The sequence below is a fragment of the Arthrobacter sp. BGA-UO-ETr-C19 genome (assembly GCF_059568005.1).
This window is the reverse complement of sequence record NZ_JCAQPC010000024.1, coordinates 1,140,965-1,159,894: the sequence shown is the minus strand read 5'-3', so window position 1 is coordinate 1,159,894 and position 18,930 is coordinate 1,140,965. Positions and strand designations below refer to the sequence as shown.

The following is an 18,930-nucleotide window of genomic DNA, read 5'->3' as shown; positions in this document are numbered from 1 at the left end:
ATCTAGGGTATCAAGACACGCCTTCAAGATGGCATGCTGACAGGGTGACGAGCCAAACGACTGTGAAAACCCTGCTCATCCTCGGTGCCTCCGGCGATCTCACCGGCCGGCTTCTTCTCCCCGGTCTGGCCAGGCTGGTGGCCACCGGCCGCGCCGCGGGTCTGAAGCTCGCGGGGGCCGGTTCGGATCCGTGGTCACGGGAACAGTGGCAGGAACGCGTGCATGCCGCCTTTGACGCTGCCAGCGAAACGGCTGATGACGCCGGCAAGGACGCGCTGGCAGCCATGGCAAAGTCCACGGAATACCATCAGGCCGACGTCACCGCGGACGGCCCGCTCGCGCAACTCCTGGCCGACCTCGAGGGCCCGGTTGCTGTCTACTTCGCCCTGCCGCCGCAGGTCAGCCAGAAGGCCTGCGAAATCCTGCGCCCGGATCAGGTCCCCGCCGGCACGCGGCTGGTGATGGAAAAGCCCTTCGGCTCCGGCGAGGAGTCCGCCCGTGAACTCAACAAGACCCTCCTGACACTGGTCCCGGAGGACCACATCCACCGGGTGGACCATTTCCTGGGCAAGGCCACCGTCCTGAACATTCTGGGACTCCGGTTCGCCAACAATTTCCTGGAGCCGGTCTGGAGCCGCGACCACATCGCCAAGGTGGAGATCATCTTCGAGGAGGACCTGGCGCTGGAGGGCCGGGCGCGCTACTACGACGGCGCGGGCGCACTGCGCGACATGATCCAGAGCCACCTGCTGCAGATCATGGCGCTGCTGGCCATTGAGCCGCCGGCCACCATCGGCGAGCGCGACCTCCGCGACGCCATTGCCGCGGTCCTGAGGGCCAGCAGCATCAAACCGCCCTACACGGACAGCACGCGGCGGGCGCGCTACCTGGCGGGAAGCCTCGGCGGCAAGGACGTCCCCGATTACACCGCGGAGGAGGGTGTGGATCCGGACCGGAACACCGAGACCCTCGCCGAAGTGCACGTGGACATCGACAACTGGCGCTGGAAGGACGTGCCGTTCATCCTGCGCTCCGGCAAGGCCCTCGGGACCAAGCGCAAGGAGGCTGTGGTCACCTTCCGGCCGGTTCCGCACCTGCCCGCAGGCTTCACCGGCAGGGATGCCCCCAACATGCTCCGGATCGGCTTCGGCCCCGACACCCTGGAACTCGACGTCGACGTCAACGGCCCCGGAGACATCTTCAGCCTGGACCGCGCCGCACTTGTGGCCGAACTCAACGCCTCCGAACTGTTGCCGTACGGCGAAGTCCTGGAGGGCGTCCTGACCGGAGACCCGCTGCTCTCAGTAAGGGGCGACACCGCGGAGGAATGCTGGCGGATCGTGGAGCCGGTACTGGCTGCCTGGGCAGCAGGCAAAGTTCCGATGGAGGAATACCGGGCGGGTTCCGGCTGGGCCGCCCCGGAAGAGGCTTAACGCGCGGAGAGGGCCGGTCACCGTTTCGGTGACCGGCCCTCCCGCTGCGTTGGGCTGCTGGCTGGTGCTAGATGGCGGCTACGCCGCGTTCACCCGTCCGCACCCGCACTGCTTCGAAGACATCGACCGTCCAGACCTTACCGTCGCCGGCGCGGCCCGTGTTGGAGCTGGCGATGATGACATCCAGGATGTCGTCAGCCTGTTCGTCCGTGGCCAGCACCTCGACGCGGATCTTGGGCAGCAGGTCCACGTTGTACTCGGCGCCGCGGTAGACCTCGGTGTAACCCCGCTGCCGGCCGTAGCCGCTGGCCGCGCTGACCGTCAGGCCCTGGACCCCGTAGGCCTCAAGGCCTTCGCGGATCGATTCGAGCTTCTCCGGACGAACGATTGCTGTAATCAGTTTCATGCCCCCACGCTTTCCTTACCTGCTGCTGCTTCTGTCTTCTTGCCGTCGGTCCCTGCAGGAACCGCGTCGGTGCCGCTGGTCTGGCCGCCGGTGATCAGCTCATGCAGTGGCTGGAAGCTGCCGCCGTGGCCGCCGACGCCGAACTCGTAGGCGGTTTCGGCGTGCAGGCTGAGGTCCACTCCCACCGCTTCCTGCTCCTGGGAGACCCGGAAGCCCATGGTCTTGTGGATGGCCAGTGCGATGATTGTGGTCAGGACCGCCGAGTAGGCGATCGAGATCCCGGCTGCCGCCAGCTGGGCCCAGAGCTGGGTCAGGCCGCCGCCGTAGAAGAGGCCGCCGCCGACACCGTCGGTGGGGAGGGCGATGAAGCCAAGGGCCACGGTGCCGATGATGCCGGAGACGAGGTGCACGCCGACGACGTCCAGGGAGTCATCGAAGCCCCAGCGGAACTTGAGGCCGACGGCGAGTGCGGAGGCCACACCGGCAACGACGCCAAGTCCAAGGGCGCCGACCGGGCTGACGTTTGCGCAGGCCGGGGTGATGGCGACGAGACCGGCGACCACGCCGGAGGCAGCACCCAGCGAGGTGGGGTGGCCGTCGCGGACGCGTTCGGTGACCAGCCAGCCGAGCATGGCTGCGGCCGGAGCGGCCAGGGTGTTGATCCAGATCAGGCCGCCCTGTTCCGCGGTCGTGGCGGCGCCACCGTTGAAGCCGAACCAGCCAAACCACAGGATGGCCGCTCCGAGCATGACGAACGGGATGTTGTGCGGGCGGTGGTTCGGGTCCTTGCCGAAGCCCTTGCGGTTGCCGATGATAAGGACCAGGATCAGCGCGGCAACACCGGCGTTGATGTGGACCACGGTGCCGCCGGCGAAGTCGATTGCGGGGCCGAGGGCCTTGCCGATGGCGCCCTCGGGGCCGAAGAGCCCGCCGCCCCAGACCATGTAGGCGAGGGGGCAGTACACCAGCGTGACCCAGACGGGCACGAAGACGCTCCAGGCGCCGAACTTGGCGCGGTCTGCGATGGCGCCGCTGATGAGGGCGACGGTGATGATCGCGAAGGTGGCCGCGTAGCCGACCTTGATGAGGCCGTCAGGGGTGGTGATGCCCTCGAGGCCGAAGGTGGCGAACGGGTTCCCGACAATCTGCAGGAATCCCTCACCGGAGCTCATCGAGGCGCCCCAAAGTACCCACACCACGCCGACCATGCCGATGGAGATGAAGCTCATCATCATCATGTTCAGCGCTGCCTTGGCGCGTGTCATGCCGCCGTAGAAAAATGCCAGACCTGGTGTCATGAACAGCACGAGTGCCGCCGCCACCATGAGCCATACGTGACCTGCGGTAAGTTCCATGGTGCACGTCCTCTCTGATCGAAATGCTGCGGAGTGATCCGCCTGCCCAACGCCTTTTGCGTCCTGAATCAAGTTTTGCCGCGGTGTGTTTCGCTGGCGGAGGATTTAGATTGCCGGCCTGTTACAACAACCTCCCTGACGTAAATGGTGCATATCCTGCTTGTTACGGTTATGTTTCAACCGCCCCAAACGCCCGTTCCATCCGTTTCGCAAGGATTCCCCGCTCCATGACGCCACTCCCCCGTAACGCCGCGGGAAAACTACGGTTCCCGGCGGTCCGCCGCCCCGCGGGCGCTCCGCTGCCCCGTGACATCAAGGTGATGCTCGTCGCAGCGTTCCTGATAGCACTGGGCTTTGGCCTCGTGGCTCCGGTACTGCCGCAGTTCGCCACCACATTCGACGTCGGCGCGACGGCCGCCGCCGTCATCGTCAGTATCTTTGCGTTCATGCGGCTGCTGTTCGCGCCCGCCGGCGGGGCGCTCATCGGCAGGCTCGGCGAACGCCCGGTCTACGTCGCGGGCCTGCTCATCGTGGCGGCGTCCACCGCGGCGTGCGCCTTCGCGCAGAATTACTGGCAGCTGTTGGTGTTCCGCGGGCTGGGCGGTGCCGGGTCGGTCATGTTCACGGTGGCATCGATGGCGCTGGTGATCAGGCTGGCGCCGCCGGAGAGCCGCGGCCGGGTGTCAGGTGCGTACGCGTCGGCGTTCCTGATCGGCAATGTCTGCGGGCCCATCGTCGGCGGCCTGCTGGCCGGATTCGGCCTGCGCGTCCCGTTCCTGGCCTACGCGGGCGCGCTGGTTCTCGCGGCCCTGGTGGTGCAGACGCAGCTCAGCCATGTCCCCGGCTCAGCCCGCAGTGAGGCAGCAGGGGCGCCTGCCATGAAACTGACCGAGGCCTTCAGGGACAGCGCGTACCGGGCAGCCATGCTCTCCAGCTTCGCCAACGGGTGGGCGACCTTCGGCGTGCGCATGGCCACGGTGCCGCTGTTTGCCGTCACGGCCCTGGACTCAGGCCCGGGGGCCGCCGGCTGGGCGCTGGCAGTCTTCGCCGCCGGGAACGCCCTCGCCCTGACCGTGTCGGGCCGGCTGGCGGACAGCCTGGGCCGGAAGCCGATGATGGTGGCCGGCCTCGTGGTCACCGGTGCGGCCACCGCGGGAATCGGGCTGACGCAGGGGCTGGGGTGGTTCCTGGCCGCCTCGATGCTGGCCGGAGTGGGCGCGGGAATGCTCAACCCGGCGCAGCAGGCAGCGGTCGCCGACGTGATCGGCCGCGAACGTTCGGGCGGACCGGTGCTGGCCGCCTACCAGATGACGTCCGATATCGGCGCCATCCTCGGTCCGGTGCTCGTCGGTTTACTGGCGGACCGCCTCGGTTACAGCTGGGCGTTCGCGGCGACAGGCGCGGTGCTGCTCGTCGCGGCCCTGGGCTGGCTGGCCGCGCGGGAGACGGTGCAGCGGACCCCGACTGGGTAGCAGCAGGGGGCGTTCCCACGGCTGGGAACGCCCCCTGCTGCTACTTACTTGGGATGCGGGCTAGTTCAGGAGGGCGTCCACGAAGCCCTCGGCTTCGAACGGTGCGAGGTCGTCCGCGCCTTCGCCGAGGCCGATGAGCTTCACGGGCACGCCAAGGGTCTTCTGGATGGCGACGACGATGCCACCCTTCGCGGTTCCGTCCAGCTTGGTCAGCACGATGCCGGTGATGTCGACAACCTCGGCGAAGACCCGCGCCTGGTTGAGCCCGTTCTGGCCGGTGGTGGCGTCCAGCACCAGCAAGACCTCGTCCACCTCTGCCAGCTTTTCCACGACACGCTTGACCTTGCGGAGCTCGTCCATGAGGCCGACCTTGTTCTGCAGGCGGCCGGCAGTGTCAATCATGACGACGTCGACTTCCTGGTCAATGCCGGCCTTGACGGCCTCGTAGGCCACGGACGCCGGGTCCGCGCCGTCGATGTCGGATTTCACTGTGGGAACCCCCACGCGCTGTCCCCAGGTTGCCAGCTGCTCGGCGGCGGCTGCGCGGAAGGTGTCGGCAGCGCCGAGCAGGACGTCCTTGTCCTCCGCCACGAGGACGCGGGCCAGCTTTCCCACCGTAGTGGTCTTGCCCACGCCGTTGACACCGACCACCATCACGACGGCGGGCCTGTCCGCGTGCCGTTCAATCCGCAGGCTCCGGTCCATGGACGGGTCCACGATCTTGATGAGCTCTTCCCGGAGCAGTGCCTTGACATGCTCGGGGTCGCGGGTGCCAAGGACCTTCACGCGTTCGCGGAGCGCGTCCACCAGCTGCATGGTGGGTTCGGTCCCAAGGTCGGCCAGGAGGAGGGTCTCCTCCACCTCATCCCAGACGTTCTCATCGATCTTGTCACTGGAGAGCAGTGCCAGAAGGCCCTTTCCGAGCACGTTGTTGGACTTGACCAAGCGCTCCCGGAGGCGGGTGAGCCGCCCGGCCACGGGCAACGGCGTCTCCACTTGAATGGTTTCCAGGCCGGCGGCGTCATCCGGGACCTCGGCCTCCAGCCCTTCAAGGTCGACGGCGTCCGGATCCTTTCGGACTGCAGGCCCTGCAGGCGCGGCAGGCGCAGCCGGGCCGTCCTCGAGGAGTGTCCCTCCGCCTCCGAGCGGCCTAACGGGATCGTTGGCGTCCCGGGTGCCGGGGTACTGTTTGCCGGATTTCCGGGCTTTCATCAGCACCGGGACCAGCCCGCCGATAATTACGAGGGCAGCAAGAATGGGCAGAAGAATGGGGATGATGTCATTCACACCCCTAGCTTCTCACAAGCCACAGGCGCTTCTCACAAGCCGCATACGGGACGGGCAAGCCACCGCCGCCGTGGCCCTGGACGTCTTCTAGACGTCCGCTCCCAGCCGCTGGCTGATAACGGTGGACACGCCGTCGCCCCGCATCGTCACGCCGTAGAGCGCGTCGGCCACCTCCATGGTCCGCTTCTGGTGGGTGATCACGATCAGCTGGCTGGATTCCCGGAGCTCTTCAAAGATCGTAATGAGCCGGCCCAGGTTGGTGTCATCGAGGGCGGCCTCGACCTCGTCCATGACGTAGAACGGCGAGGGCCGGGCCTTGAAGATGGCCACGAGCAGGGCCACCGCGGTGAGTGACCGCTCGCCGCCGGACAGCAGGGACAGCCGCTTGATTTTCTTGCCCGCGGGCCGGGCCTCAACCTCAATGCCGGTGGTGAGCATGTCCGTGGGGTCGGTCAGGACGAGCCTGCCCTCGCCGCCGGGGAAGAGCCGGCCGAAGACCCGCACAAACTGGGCCGAGGTGTCCGCGAAGGCTTCCGAAAAGACCTTCTGCACGCGGTCATCCACTTCCTTGATGATGTCCAGCAGGTCCTTGCGGCTGGCCTTGAGGTCCTCCAGCTGGGTGCTGAGGAACTGGTGGCGTTCCTCCAGCGCGGCGAACTCCTCCAGCGCCAGCGGGTTGACCTTGCCCAGCGATGACAGGTCGCGTTCCGCCTTGCGGAGCCGCTTTTCCTGCTCCTCCCGGACGAACGGCACGCCTTCCAGCAGTGGCTGGCCCGCGGCATCGACCGGCGCACGCAGCGCGGCCCACTTGTCCTTGGACGCGGCAGCGGCCACGGGCACCGGCTGGTCAGGCCCGTAGTCCGCCACGAGCTGGTCGGCCGTCAGCCCCAACTCCTCCACGGACTTCGTTTCCAGCGCCTCGATCCGAAGCCGCTGCTGGGCACGGGCCAGCTCGTCGCGGTGCACCGAGTCGGTCAGGTCCGCCAGTTCGCGGGCCAGCGCATCGTTGGCAGTGCGGATCTCGGCCAGCTCCCGGTCCCGCTGCTCCCGGACCTGCTCGGCGTGGTCCCGTTCCCGGCTGGCCAGCTCAACGGAAACATCGCTGAACCGGATCAGCTGCTCCGCCGCGGCCGAGACGGCTGCGGCCCGCTTGGCCTGGAGCCTTCGACGGCGCGCCCGTTCGGCCGCCTGCTCCCGCGCCCGGCGTTCCGAGGCTGCCGCCCGTTCCAGCGAAGTGGCCCTGTTGCGGATGGCTGTGAGCTGTTCTTCCCGGCTGCGCAGGGACAGACGGGCTTCCATTTCGGCGGACCGTGCCTGCGATGCGGCCAGGGCCAGGGCGTCCCGCTGCTCCGTGGACGGTTCCTCCGAGGCGGGGGCGTCCTGTGCCGCCGCCAGCCGGGCGGTCACCGTCGTCAGCGCCTCCTGTTCGGTCACGATGTTTGCCTCGGCGCGGGCCAGTGACGCGGCCAGCCGTTCGCTTTCGCCGACGGCGCTGCGCAGGACCGAGTTGAGGTGGCCCAGCCGTTCGGCCACCGCCGCCAGCCGGGCGTCCGATTCGTGCAGGCGTTCCAGCGCGGCGTCGGCCCGTTCCTGCGCCTCGGCGCGGCGGCCCTCGGCGCCGGCGAGGGCAAAGCGGCACTGTTCCAGCCCGGCGGTGACGGCCGTCAGTCGGGATGCGGCATCGTCGACGGCGGCCTGCACCTCAAGCAGTGAGGGCGCCTTCGCGGAACCGCCGGTAACGGTCCAGGCGGTGAACACATCGCCAGCGAGCGTCACAGCGGTAAGGTCGGGACGCTCGGCGACGAGGACCGCCGCCGTGTCGTGGCCATCGACGACGACGGTGGCAGCGAGCAATGTTCGCACGGCAGCCGCCGTGGTTCCGGAGGCCGTCACCAGGTCCACCACCGGGCGGGCACCGGCGGGCAGGGCCCCGGCGGCATCGTCGTGGGCCGGGGCCGCAGCCCCCGCGGCCTCGAGCAGCAGCGTGGCCCGGCCGGCGTCGTCGTCCCGGAGGAGGCGCACCAGTTCTGCCGCCGTTCCGGCATCCCGGACCACGATGGCGTCCGAAGCGCTGCCCAGGGCTGCCGCAACGGCGGCCTCATAGCCCGGTTCGACGGTCAGGGCCGCGGCCAGCGGGCCGACGGTGCCGGCCACCCCGGCACCGAGGACATGCTCGGAGCCGTCTTTCCTGTTGAGGCCCAGCTGCAGGGCCTCGTGCCGTGCCTTCAAGGCGTCCCGTTCACGGACGGCGTCGCGTTCGGCGCCTTTGAGTGAATCGATCTCGGCGAGGATGCCGTCGAGGGCGGCGCTGGCGTCCTCGTATTCGGCATCAAGGGTTTCCTCGCCGTCCTCGACCCCCGCCACCTGCGATTCGAGCGCGGTGAACTCGGACTGGGCATGCCGGCGGCGCTCATCGCCGGCGGCCAGGGATTCGCGCAGCCTGCCGACTTCGGCCTGGGCCGATTCCACTTTGGACCGTGCTGCCCCCACCTGGCCGGCCAGGCGTGCCAGGCCCTCGCGCCGGTCGGCGGCCGCCCGCAGCGCGGCGGTGAGCCGCTTCTCCTCGGCCGCGGCGGCGTCCTCGGCCGCTGACTTGGCGGCGGTGGCCGCCTCCAGCGCGGCCCGCCCTTCGAGGATGTCCTTTTCCAGGTCCGACTGCTCGGCGCGGACCCGTGCGGCCTGCCGCTCCAGCTGTTCCGGGTCCCGGCCCGGCTCCGGCGCGGGGTCTGCGGAGCCCAGCAGGCGGCAGCGTTCCTGCGCCAGGGAAGCGAGCGAACGCAGGCGCTCCCGTCCCGCGGATAGCTGGTACCACGTGTCCCGGGCGGCGTTCAGCTGGGGCGTCGCCTCCGCCGCGAGTTGCTCGAGGGACGCCTGCCGCCGGCGGCCTTCCTCGAGTTGGGTTTCGACGACGGCGCGCCGCGCCTTCAGCGCGGACTCGTCGGCGATGTCTTGTGCAAGGATGGTCTGGAGCCGGACCAGGTCATCGGCCAGCAGCCGTGCCCGGGCATCGCGGACCTCGAACTGGACGGTTTGCGCGCGCCGTGCCACCTCTGCCTGCTTGCCCAACGGTGTGAGCTGCCGGCGGATTTCCCCGGTCAGGTCGCTGAGCCGCTGGAGGTTGGCCTGCATCGCTTCCAGCTTGCGGACCGTCTTTTCCTTGCGCCGCCGGTGTTTGAGGATGCCGGCGGCTTCCTCGATGAAGCCCCTGCGGTCCTCGGGAGTGGCGTGCAGGACCCGGTCCAGTTGCCCCTGTCCCACGATGACGTGCATTTCGCGGCCGAGTCCGGAGTCGGAGAGGAGTTCCTGGATGTCCAGGAGTCGGCAGGCTGAGCCGTTGATGGCGTACTCGGAGCCGCCGGTGCGGAACAGCGTGCGGGAGATGGTGACTTCGCTGTACTCAATCGGCAGTGCGCCGTCGGTGTTGTCGATGGTGAGGGAGACGTGCGCGCGGCCCAGCGGGGGACGGCCGGAGGTGCCGGCAAAAATGACGTCCTCCATCTTGCCGCCGCGGAGGGTTTTGGCGCCCTGCTCCCCCATGACCCAGGCGAGGGCGTCCACCACGTTGGACTTGCCCGAGCCATTGGGCCCGACGACTGCCGTGACGCCAGGCTCAAAGTCGAACGTCGTTGCCGACGCAAACGACTTGAAGCCCCGGACGGTCAGACTTTTGAGGTGCAAGGTTTTTCAGATCTCCATAGGTGGCGGCAGCGGCTGCTTGTCCTCCACCAAATCTAGTGGCAAGCAGGCCGGAATCCCCGGATTTACGGCCTTCCGGGGCCCCTGAACAGGGTGGCACTTGTCACCAGCGGCCGTTGCGCGGCCGCGGCTGGCACACGGGGCAGGTGTAGGAGGAACGGTTCATGAACTGCTCGCGCTTCAGGATGCTGCGGATCCCCGCGGCCGCGCAGCGCCGGCATTCCTCCCCCTCCCTGCCGTAGGCGTTGAGGGACCGCTCAAAGTAGCCGGACGCGCCATTGACGTTGACGTACAGGGAATCGAAGCTGGTGCCGCCGGCGGCCAGGGCATCGGTCATCACGTCGCGGGCAGCGGCGAGGACGCGCTCGGCGTCGGCCCGCCGGAGGGTGTGGGTGGGCCGCGCATAGTGCAGCTTGGCCCGCCAGAGGGCCTCGTCGGCGTAGATGTTGCCGATCCCGGAGACCAGCCCCTGGTCCAGCAGTGCGCGTTTGAGCCCGGTCTTCCGCTTCCGTAGACGGCGGTAGAAGGTGTCAAAGGAAAAATGCGGGTCCAGGGGGTCGCGCGCGATGTGCGAGGCTTCCTCGGCGATGACCGGCACCGGGTCCTCCGCGACTCCGCCGGGGCCGCCGTCGTCCGTGGGAACGAGTGTGGTGACGAAGAGGCCGCCGAAGATGCGCTGGTCCACGAACCGCAGCTGCTCCGGCATGGTTCCCGCCGGGCTCAGCCGCAGGCGGATTTTCAGGTGCTTCTCGTCCGGGACAGAGCTGTCCTGCATCAGAAGCTGCCCGCTCATGCCGAGGTGGGCCATGAGCGCGACGGCCGGCAGCCCTGAACCGCCGGCACCTGTGTCGGCGCGCTGCGCACCGTCCGCCTGCAGCGGCATCCACAGGAACTTGCCGCGGCGGACGACATCGAGGACTGTGGCCCCCTCAAGGTTCCCGGCGAAATCCTCGGGGCCCAGGGCATGCCGGCGCACGGACCTCGGGTCAACCACGTCGACGCCGGTGATGGTCCGGCCGCGCACCCAGTTGACCAGGCCGCGGCGGACCACCTCGACTTCGGGAAGTTCAGGCACGGGGGCTTAGCTGCCCGCGGCGGATTCCGACGGGGCCGCCTTTGCGTCCTCCGCTGCAGACTCCGTGCCGGAGACCTTGGCCTCCGTACCCGAGAGCTTCCGCCAGGCATCTGCCGCAGCTTCCTGCTCGGCTTCCTTCTTGGAGTGGCCGGAGCCCGTTCCGTAGGCAGTTCCGCCGATATGGAGGACGGCGACGAAGGTGCGCGCATGGTCCGGGCCGGAGCCCTCTACGGCGTAGTAGATGCTGCCCAGCTGCCGTCCCGCGGCCAGCTCCTGGATGCTGGTTTTCCAGTCCGTGCCGGCGCCGAGGGCGGCGGCGTCTTTAAGGAGCGGTCCGATGAGGCGCATCACCAGCTGGCGGGCGGTCTCGATGTCGTTGGACACGTAGGTGGCGCCGATGAGGGCTTCCATGGTGTCAGCCAGAATCGAGGCCTTGTTCTTGCCTTCGGTGAGCTTCTCGCCCTGGCCGAGGTAGATATAATCGCCGATGCCCAGGCTGCGGCCGATACCGGCGAGGGCGCGGGTACTCACCACGGCCGACCGGCGTTTGGCCAGGTCGCCCTCCGGGAGCGTCGGGTTGTCGCGGTACAGCGCGTCGGTGACGGAGAATCCCAGGATGGAGTCGCCCAGGAATTCAAGGCGCTCGTTGGTGGGTATGCCGCCGTTTTCATAGGCGTACGAACGGTGTGTCAGAGCAAGACGAAGCGTCCCGGCGTCAATGAAGACACCGAGACGCTTCAGAAGCTCTTCAGTTGAAGACATCCTGATCAGCTTGGAGGCCGATTAGACGTCCGCGACCTTGCGGCCCTTGTACTCAAGGAACAGCGCAGTGCCAGCCGAGTCGGTAACGACCTTTGCCTGGTGCGGCAGGCTGTAGGTAACCTGGCCGTTCTCGACGGTCTTCACCAGGTGGGGGGCAGTTGCCTTCCACTGGGAGCGGCGGGCGCGGGTATTCGAGCGAGACATTTTCCGCTTGGGAACAGCCACGGCTAACTCATTTCTCTCTAGAAAAACACTTACAAATCAATTTTGCCGGTCAGGCTTAGCCAGATCAGCTAGGGCAGCCCAGCGAGGATCTACGACCTCGTGGTGGTGCCCCGGCTCGTCTTCCAGGCGCGCTCCGCATTCGGAACACAGACCCTGGCAGTCTTCCCGGCACACCGGCTGGAACGGCAGCATGGTAACAACTGCGTCCCGCAACACCGGCTCAAGATCGATCAGATCGTGCTCGACTCGACGTTGCTCTTCATCATCTTCCCCGTCAGAAAGCTGTACGCCTTCGTAGAAGAAAAGTTCTTGCACATTGACCTCAAGGTCATACGCAAGGGGATCCAGGCATCGGCCGCACTCACCTTTTACTTCGGCGAGGGCGGTTCCTGATACCAGAATTCCTTCGTGTACGGCCTCAAGCCTCAGGTCGAGCTCGATGTCCGAGCCTTCCTGAACGCCAATGAGCGCCACGCCAAGATCCCCCGGCGCGGGTACATGTTCCGTCAGTGTACGCATGCTCCCCGGACTGCGTCCGAGGTCCTTGACATCTAACATCAAGGGCGAACTTGCATCTCGCTTAATGAGAACTCCTGTTGAACATATGACCGACGTACCATCTTAGCCTGAACTCCCTGACGGACTCAAACCGGATGCCACGCCGGGGCACGCGGCCGGCGTGCACCGGAAACGTACCGGACAAGCCTACCCCCTGGAGGGCAGGCAGGCCTAAGGCGCGCCGCCCGCAAGAAGCCGTTTCAGCACGGATCTGGGAACGTACTCGGACACACTTCCGCCCAGGGAGGCCACTTCCTTGATGAGGGTGGACGACAGGTGAAGGTAGTGCGCCTCCGCCGGAAGGAATACCGTCTCCACTCCGCTCAGTTGGCGGTTCATCGTCGCCATCGGAAGCTCGTAGTCAAAGTCCGACGACGACCGCAGCCCTTTCACGATGGCGGACACGCCGCGCTGCCGGCAGTACTCCGCCAAGAGCCCCTCCCCGACGGGTTCGACGACGATGCCCCGGAGGGAGGCCAGCGTCTCCCGTGCCATCTCGATCCGTTCCTCCAAAGGAAAGCGGTACTTCTTGGCATAGTTTGTGGACACGGCGACGATCACTTCATCAAAGAGACTCGCGGCACGGGCGATGACCTCGAGGTGTCCATTGTGGATGGGGTCGAAGGAGCCTGGGCATACGGCGCGTCTCATGCTCCGAACCTACCGTATCGGCGGGCCGGGATACCATGACTGGGGCACCGGCCGCCACGGGGCCGCGGCTGAACAGACAGGCAGGAAACCAATGACACAGACACTTCCGGCGCCCTGGCAGCGTGCGGCCACCGGGGCAAACCTGCTGGCCAGTGATGGCGCTTTGGGCGTGACGATCTTCGAGGAGATGACCACGCTGGCCATGCAGACCGGCGCCATCAACCTGGGGCAGGGTTTCCCCGACGAGGACGGTCCCGCGGAGATCAAGGCGGCCGCCCAGGCGGCGATCGCCGAAGGCTCCAACCAGTACGCGCCCGGCAAGGGGATCCCGCAGCTGCGGCAGGCCGTCGCCGCACACCAGAGCCGGTTCTACGGACTGGAACCGGACCCGGACACTGAAATCATCGTCACCACCGGCGCCACCGAGGCCATCGCCGCGTCCCTGCTGGCTTTCGTCGGCCCCGGCGACGAGGTCCTGACCTTCGAACCGTTCTACGACTCCTACGGCGCGATCATCGGGCTCTCCGGCGCCACGCATGTCACTGCCCCTCTGCTGGCCCCCGATTTCCTCCCGGATTCCGCCGCCCTGGAAGCGGCGTTCACCGACCGCACCAAAGTGGTGCTGCTGAACAACCCGCATAACCCCACCGGTGCGGTCTTCCCGCGCGAGGTGCTTCAGCGCGTCGTCGACCTCGCCGGAAAGCATGACGCGATCATCATCACCGACGAGGTTTACGAGCACCTCACGTTCGGCGTCCGCCACATACCGGTGGCCACGCTGCCGGGGGCCGCCGGCAGGACGATCACCATCTCCTCGGCGGGCAAGACGTTCTCCTTCACCGGGTGGAAGGTCGGTTGGCTGAGCGGCCCGGAGCAGCTGGTAGCGGCGGTCCGGACGGTGAAGCAGTTCCTCACGTACAGTTCCGGCACCCCGTTCCAGAGTGCCATCGCCACCGGACTGGCCCTGCCCGACGAGTTCTACCAGGGCATCTCCGCCACACTGCGGAAAAAGCGCGACATCCTCAGCGAGGGGCTGCGCGCGGCAGGCCTGGACGTGTTCACGCCAGATGGCACCTACTTCGTCAACGTGGACACCTCGCCCCTGGGCATCCGGGACTCGGTGGACCTGGCCCGGCGCCTGCCAGAGCTGGTGGGCGTGGCGGCGATCCCGGTGCCCGTGTTCTGCCACCCCGAGGGCGCGGAACGGACCCGCAGCTTGCTGCGGTTCGCCTTCTGCAAGCGCAACGAAGTCCTCGAGGAGGCCGCCGCAAGGTTGGCGACCCTCCGGGACAGGCTCTGACCATGGCCGACGGCGCCTCCCGGGCATCGCGCTTCCTGCGCGCCACCGGCCAGCACGCTGTCATCGAACCCGATACCTATACAGAGGGCGGGTTCGTGCTCAGCATCGGCGGGGCCGAGCAGTCCCACGTGGACCTGGCCGACCCCCAGGACATCTTCTACGAATACCTGCGCCGCATCGGGCACATCGTGGATCTCGCCGCTCCGTGGGGTGAGCCCATCCGTGCGCTTCACCTGGGGGCCGGCGCCCTGACCCTGGCGCGGTACATCCAGGCGACGCGCCCCGGCTCCGTGCAGTACGCCGTGGAGCTGGAGCGGGAGCTGCTCGATTTCGTGCTGGATCGCCTGCCGCTGCCGGACGGCACCGACTTGCATACCGTTATCGGCGACGCGCGTGCTGCCCTGGCGGAGCTGCCCGCGGATCTGCGTTTCGACGTCGTCATCCTGGATATCTTCTCCGGCCCGGAGGCGCCGGCGCATATCGCCTGCACCGGGTTCTACCGGGAAGCCGCGGCGCTTCTCACGGAACGTGGCGTGCTGATCGTTAATGTGGGCGACGAGCCGGGCCTGACGCTGGTCCGGAGCCAGGTGGCTGCGCTGCGGAGTGCCATGACGGACGTCGCCGCCTGCGCGGAAGCGGGCATGTTCACGGGAAAGTATCCGGGGAACATCATCCTTGCCGGCACCAGGAAGCCGTGGCCGCCGGAGTGGACTGCCGCCCTCACGGCACGCGGACCGCATCCGGCCAAGGTCCTTGCCGGCGTGGAACTGGACCGGTTGTCAGACTAACTAGTCCTCGGCCTCCAGCGCGAGGTCCACATCCTGGCCACTGGACGGTTCGGCGTACCACAGCCGGGTCTCGCCGTACTTCTTCTCGGCAAACCGCTCCAGGCCTTCCGGCCACCCGGGTTCGGTGGCGCGGGACGACCGTTCGACCACCACCACTGCCCCGTCGTTGAGGTGCGGTGCCAGCTTTGCCAGGACGGACGCCAGCGCGGGCTCCTCGAGCGGGTATGGCGGGTCCAGGAAGGCAACGTCCCATGTGGCGTCCCCGGCCGCGCGGTCGAGGAAGGACTCCACCTTGGAGCGGTGCACCGTGACGGCCTTGCGGCCCAGGACTCCGTTGATGAGGTCGGCGTTCCGCTGGCACACGGCGCTGGCCTTGGCGTCGAACTCCACCAGATCGACTGATTCGGCTCCCCTGCTGGCGCTCTCGACCCCCAGCGCCCCGGATCCGGCGTACAGGTCCAGGACCCGGGCGCCGCCAAGCACGTTGAACGCGTCCAGCCGGGAAAACAGCGCCTCTTTGACCCGGTCCGTGGTGGGCCGCGTCAGAGACCCCGAAACGTTGGCCAGCGGGGTTCCGCCCGCGGCGCCGGCAACGATCCTGCTCATGCCCCGTCCCCCGCCGGCGCCGGCCCGGGTGGCAGGGGGTTCGTGCTAGCCGCGTTCAAGGAACGCCTCCTTCTCGGGATTCAGGTACTCGTCAATGGCCTCGGCAAGTGCCCCATAGCCGGTCAGCGCAGGGTCTGTGGCGACGATCTTCTGGGCGTCCAGCCGGGCTCGGGCAATGATGTCCTCGTGCTCCAGTACGCGGAGCAGCTTCAGCGTGGACCGGCCACCGGACTGCGAGGCGCCGAGAATGTCGCCCTCGCGGCGCAGCTTCAGGTCCTCCTGGGACAGCTCGAATCCGTCGGTGGTTGCCGCCACTGCATCCAGCCGCCGCCGGCTGGGGTGGCCCGGTTCGAGCGTTGTCACAAGCAGGCACGTGCCCGGCAGCCCACCCCGGCCCACGCGCCCGCGGAGCTGGTGAAGCTGGGAGATGCCGAAACGGTCTGCGTCCAGGATGACCATCAGGGTGGCGTTGTGCACGTCCACGCCCACCTCGATGACGGTGGTGGATACGAGAAGCTTTGTCTGGTTGGCGGTGAAGGAAGCCATGGTCTCCGACTTCAGCACCGGGTCCTGGCGTCCGTGAAGCGGCGCCACTGCCACTCCCGCCAGAGCGGGCTCCTCCTTGAGGTGCTCGACGACGGCGGTCACGGAGGCCAGTTCGCGAGCGGCTCCGTCCCCCTCCAGTTCCCCGGGCTCAGGTTCCGCTTCACCGGGAGTGAAGTCGCCGTCGTCGTCCGCTCCGATCTTGGGGCACACGACGTACACCTGGTGTCCGGCCTCGATCTCCTCACGGGAACGGGACCAGATGCGGGGCGCCCAGGCGGGATTCTCCGCGAGGCCCACCACGTGCGTGGTGATGGGCGCCCGGCCGGCCGGCAGTTCGTCAAGCACCGACGTTTCAAGGTCGCCGAACACCGTCATCGCCACGGTCCTGGGGATCGGGGTGGCCGTCATGACCAGCAGGTGCGGGGGCTTGCTGGCTTTGGCGCGCAGGGCATCGCGCTGTTCCACGCCGAAGCGGTGCTGTTCGTCCACCACGATGAGGCCCAGATCGAAGAAGGTGACGTTGTCGCTCAACAGCGCGTGCGTGCCGATGACAATCCCGGCCGTACCGGAAGCGGCGTCCAGCAGCGCCTGCTTGCGCGCGGCGGTTTGCATGGAGCCGGTGAGCAGGCTGACCTGCACGGAATGCTCACCGAGTCCGCCGAGGAGTCCGTCGCGGGACAGCGGGCCGAGCGTGCGCCGAATGGAATCGAAGTGCTGTGCCGCCAACACTTCCGTAGGCGCCAGCAGTGCAGCCTGTCCCCCGGCGTCGACCACCTGGAGCATGGCCCGCAGCGCCACAATGGTTTTGCCGGAGCCGACCTCGCCCTGCAGCAGCCTGTTCATGGGCCCGTCCTGCGACAGCTCCGCCGAGAGGGTCTTGCCGACGGCGGACTGGCCCGCGGTCAGCGTGAACGGCAGCTGGCGGTCGAAGGCTGCGAGCAGTCCCTCGGGCACGGGACGCCGGGCGGTGGCCTCCTCGGAAGCAAGCTGGGCACGGCGCCGGGCAAGGGCTGACTGCAGGACCAGCGCCTCCTGGTAACGGAACCGGTCCCTGGCCTTCCGCCAGTCCGCCGCGGTCTCCGGGGCGTGGATGAGCCGGTAGGCCTCCGGCAGCGGCAGGAATTTCTCGCGGGCCGAAATGGCCGCCGGCAGCGGATCCCGCAGGGCGTTCAGGTCTGCCGTCTCCAGCAGGGCAGTCATGACTTTCTGGATGGACCAGCTGGTGAGATGTGCGGTGGCCGGGTAAACCGGGATGGGCATGGCCGCGAGCTTCTCCGGATCCATGCCGGGGACATCCGGGTCCTCGTCCAGCAGCTGGTAGTCCGGGTTGGTGAGTCCCAGCGAACCGGCGTAGCGCGTCACCTTCCCGGAGAACATGGCCCGCCGGCCGGGCTGCAGCTCATTCTTGGCGCGGTGGCCGTTGAAGAAGCTTATTTTCAGCGTGCCCGTTCCGGCGTCGTCGGTGATGACGACGTCGATGATGAAACCCTTCCGGGCGCGCATCTGCCGCTTGCTGTTGGACACGACGCGTGCGATGAGGGTGACGTCCTCATCGAACGGAAGTTCACTGATGGGCGTCAGTTCACCGCGGTTGAGGTAGCGGCGCGGGTAGTAGTTGAGCAGGCCGCCCACCGTGGTGATGCCCAGGTGCTTCTCGATCACGGCGGCGGAGCGCTTGCCGATCCGTCGCTCCAGGCCGAGTTCCAGTTCGACGTTCATCTTCCTTCTGCGCTCACTTCTCCTGACGGATCCCGGGGCAGGGCGAGCTCACTGACGGACACTTCCGCCGGATCGCCCAGCGACCTGATCACACCGAGGGCGGGAGCCGGGTCCGGGACGTGCACGTGGACCCGCCACCGGTACCGGCCCCCGGCGTCAGCGGAAGGGCCAACCTGGCTCATGATCACGGAGTCCCCGAGTTCATCCAGGCGCTGCCGGAGCGTGGCGGCGTCCAGCGGGGACAGGCTGATGGTGCACATGACCTCCACGCCGTCGTCGTCCGGCATGTCGGTGTGGATGTGGGGGTCCTGGAGATCGTACCCGTGCAGGCCGTCCAGCAGTTCGCTGCGGAGCTCCTCGCCGAGCACCGCCGAACGGAGGCAATCCAGGATCAGCAGCATTCCCACGCCGCCGGCATCCACCACGTGCGCGGCCTGCAGGACATTCAGCTGGCCCTCCGTACGAACCACGGCCTCGAGGGCGGCCCCGACGGCCGCATCCAGGACCAGGCCCAAGGCATGGTTGCTGTCATTGCCGTTCTGGCCGGCGTCGACGGCAGCCGCGGCCCGGCCCGCTGCTTCCATCACAGAGAGCATGGTGCCCGGAACGGGGTCACTCAGCGCGGACCAGGCCCTGATCTGCGCCCGGTTGAGGGCGGCGGCGAGGAGCGAGGAGGTGAGCCTGGCATGCCCGGCCAGCGGTTCGGCCGCGGCGCAGAGGAATACCGAGAACAGCGTGCCGGAGTTCCCCCTGGCCTTCTCCATGGCGGCCTGGCCGGCGCGCGCCAGGACCGCGCCGACGTCATTGAGCTGTGCCTGCTGGCGGAGCTGTGCCTGCGGCCCTGCCGGCTCCGGCACCGCTTCCTCCGGACCCTGGCCGGCGACGGCGGGGGCGGCATCCTGCAGCGCCCGGTGTGCGGCCCGGACTGTGAGGTAGAGGTTGGTTCCGGTGTCGCCGTCGGCTACCGGGAAGATATTGATGGCATTGAGGCGGTCGCTGTGGTTGCCCAGTGCGGTTTCGGCCTTGCCCAACCACCGCTTCATGGCTTGCG

General features: G+C 67.9%; 16 protein-coding genes. 4 read left to right on the top strand and 12 right to left on the bottom strand.

Annotation, left to right across the window (positions count from 1 at the left end; all coding sequences use genetic code 11):
• Window positions 1–44 precede the first annotated feature (44 nt).
• Window positions 45–1,433 carry a glucose-6-phosphate dehydrogenase gene (locus tag AC57BR_RS24250; protein WP_496365156.1) on the top strand — a complete coding sequence of 463 codons (1,389 nt, stop codon included), beginning with the start codon at window positions 45–47 and terminating at the stop codon, window positions 1,431–1,433.
• Window positions 1,434–1,500: 67 nt separating this feature from the next.
• On the opposite strand, the gene AC57BR_RS24245 is transcribed toward AC57BR_RS24250, so the two are convergent.
• On the bottom strand, window positions 1,501–1,839 hold the full coding sequence (locus tag AC57BR_RS24245; protein ID WP_003806050.1) for a P-II family nitrogen regulator: 339 nt from the start codon (window positions 1,837–1,839) through the stop codon (window positions 1,501–1,503).
• A complete protein-coding gene (locus AC57BR_RS24240) occupies window positions 1,836–3,194 on the bottom strand; it encodes an ammonium transporter (RefSeq protein ID WP_496365155.1) in 1,359 nt (452 codons plus the stop codon). The genes AC57BR_RS24245 and AC57BR_RS24240 overlap by 4 nt, the downstream gene beginning before the upstream one ends.
• A 227-nt stretch (window positions 3,195–3,421) precedes the next feature.
• Here AC57BR_RS24240 and AC57BR_RS24235 point away from each other — a divergent pair, with 227 nt between their 5' ends.
• The gene (locus tag AC57BR_RS24235) at window positions 3,422–4,666 is read left to right on the top strand and encodes an MFS transporter (RefSeq protein ID WP_496365154.1); all 1,245 of its coding nucleotides are present in this window, start codon (window positions 3,422–3,424) and stop codon (window positions 4,664–4,666) included.
• Window positions 4,667–4,726: 60 nt separating this feature from the next.
• Here AC57BR_RS24235 and ftsY read toward each other — a convergent pair whose 3' ends face one another.
• From ftsY to coaD, 7 genes are all read right to left on the bottom strand, one after another.
• Complete coding sequence (ftsY, locus tag AC57BR_RS24230) at window positions 4,727–5,953, bottom strand: signal recognition particle-docking protein FtsY (RefSeq protein WP_496365153.1); 1,227 nt, start codon at window positions 5,951–5,953, stop codon at window positions 4,727–4,729.
• A gap of 87 nt (window positions 5,954–6,040) precedes the next feature.
• A complete protein-coding gene (gene smc, locus AC57BR_RS24225; protein ID WP_496365152.1) occupies window positions 6,041–9,631 on the bottom strand; it encodes a chromosome segregation protein SMC in 3,591 nt (1,196 codons plus the stop codon).
• Between the two features lie 121 nt (window positions 9,632–9,752).
• On the bottom strand, window positions 9,753–10,724 hold the full coding sequence (gene mutM / locus AC57BR_RS24220) for a bifunctional DNA-formamidopyrimidine glycosylase/DNA-(apurinic or apyrimidinic site) lyase (RefSeq protein ID WP_496365151.1): 972 nt from the start codon (window positions 10,722–10,724) through the stop codon (window positions 9,753–9,755).
• Between the two features lie 6 nt (window positions 10,725–10,730).
• Complete coding sequence (rnc, locus tag AC57BR_RS24215; protein WP_496365150.1) at window positions 10,731–11,486, bottom strand: ribonuclease III; 756 nt, start codon at window positions 11,484–11,486, stop codon at window positions 10,731–10,733.
• Between the two features lie 21 nt (window positions 11,487–11,507).
• Window positions 11,508–11,711: a 50S ribosomal protein L32 gene (gene rpmF / locus AC57BR_RS24210; RefSeq protein WP_009356569.1), complete on the bottom strand. Its 204-nt coding sequence runs from the start codon at window positions 11,709–11,711 to the stop codon at window positions 11,508–11,510.
• 36 nt (window positions 11,712–11,747) lie between these two features.
• A complete protein-coding gene (locus tag AC57BR_RS24205) occupies window positions 11,748–12,272 on the bottom strand; it encodes a YceD family protein (RefSeq protein WP_496365149.1) in 525 nt (174 codons plus the stop codon).
• A 168-nt stretch (window positions 12,273–12,440) separates the two neighbouring features.
• Window positions 12,441–12,920: a pantetheine-phosphate adenylyltransferase gene (coaD, locus tag AC57BR_RS24200; protein ID WP_236803789.1), complete on the bottom strand. Its 480-nt coding sequence runs from the start codon at window positions 12,918–12,920 to the stop codon at window positions 12,441–12,443.
• 91 nt (window positions 12,921–13,011) lie between these two features.
• On the opposite strand from coaD, the gene AC57BR_RS24195 reads away from it, so the two are divergent.
• Together AC57BR_RS24195 and AC57BR_RS24190 are read left to right on the top strand one after the other, a co-directional pair.
• The gene (locus AC57BR_RS24195) at window positions 13,012–14,220 is read left to right on the top strand and encodes an aminotransferase class I/II-fold pyridoxal phosphate-dependent enzyme (protein WP_496365148.1); all 1,209 of its coding nucleotides are present in this window, start codon (window positions 13,012–13,014) and stop codon (window positions 14,218–14,220) included.
• 2 nt (window positions 14,221–14,222) lie between these two features.
• The gene (locus AC57BR_RS24190) at window positions 14,223–15,008 is read left to right on the top strand and encodes a spermidine synthase (RefSeq protein WP_496365147.1); all 786 of its coding nucleotides are present in this window, start codon (window positions 14,223–14,225) and stop codon (window positions 15,006–15,008) included.
• On the opposite strand, the gene rsmD is transcribed toward AC57BR_RS24190, so the two are convergent.
• Genes rsmD through AC57BR_RS24175 form a run of 3 tightly spaced genes read right to left on the bottom strand, consistent with a single transcriptional unit; the run spans window position 15,009 to window position 18,922 of the window.
• A complete protein-coding gene (gene rsmD / locus AC57BR_RS24185) occupies window positions 15,009–15,614 on the bottom strand; it encodes a 16S rRNA (guanine(966)-N(2))-methyltransferase RsmD (protein WP_496365146.1) in 606 nt (201 codons plus the stop codon).
• A 45-nt stretch (window positions 15,615–15,659) separates the two neighbouring features.
• The gene (locus tag AC57BR_RS24180) at window positions 15,660–17,879 is read right to left on the bottom strand and encodes an ATP-dependent DNA helicase RecG (RefSeq protein WP_496365145.1); all 2,220 of its coding nucleotides are present in this window, start codon (window positions 17,877–17,879) and stop codon (window positions 15,660–15,662) included.
• Window positions 17,876–18,922: a DAK2 domain-containing protein gene (locus AC57BR_RS24175; protein ID WP_496365144.1), complete on the bottom strand. Its 1,047-nt coding sequence runs from the start codon at window positions 18,920–18,922 to the stop codon at window positions 17,876–17,878. Before AC57BR_RS24175 ends, AC57BR_RS24180 begins: the two co-directional genes overlap by 4 nt.
• Between the last annotated feature and the right edge of the window lie 8 nt (window positions 18,923–18,930).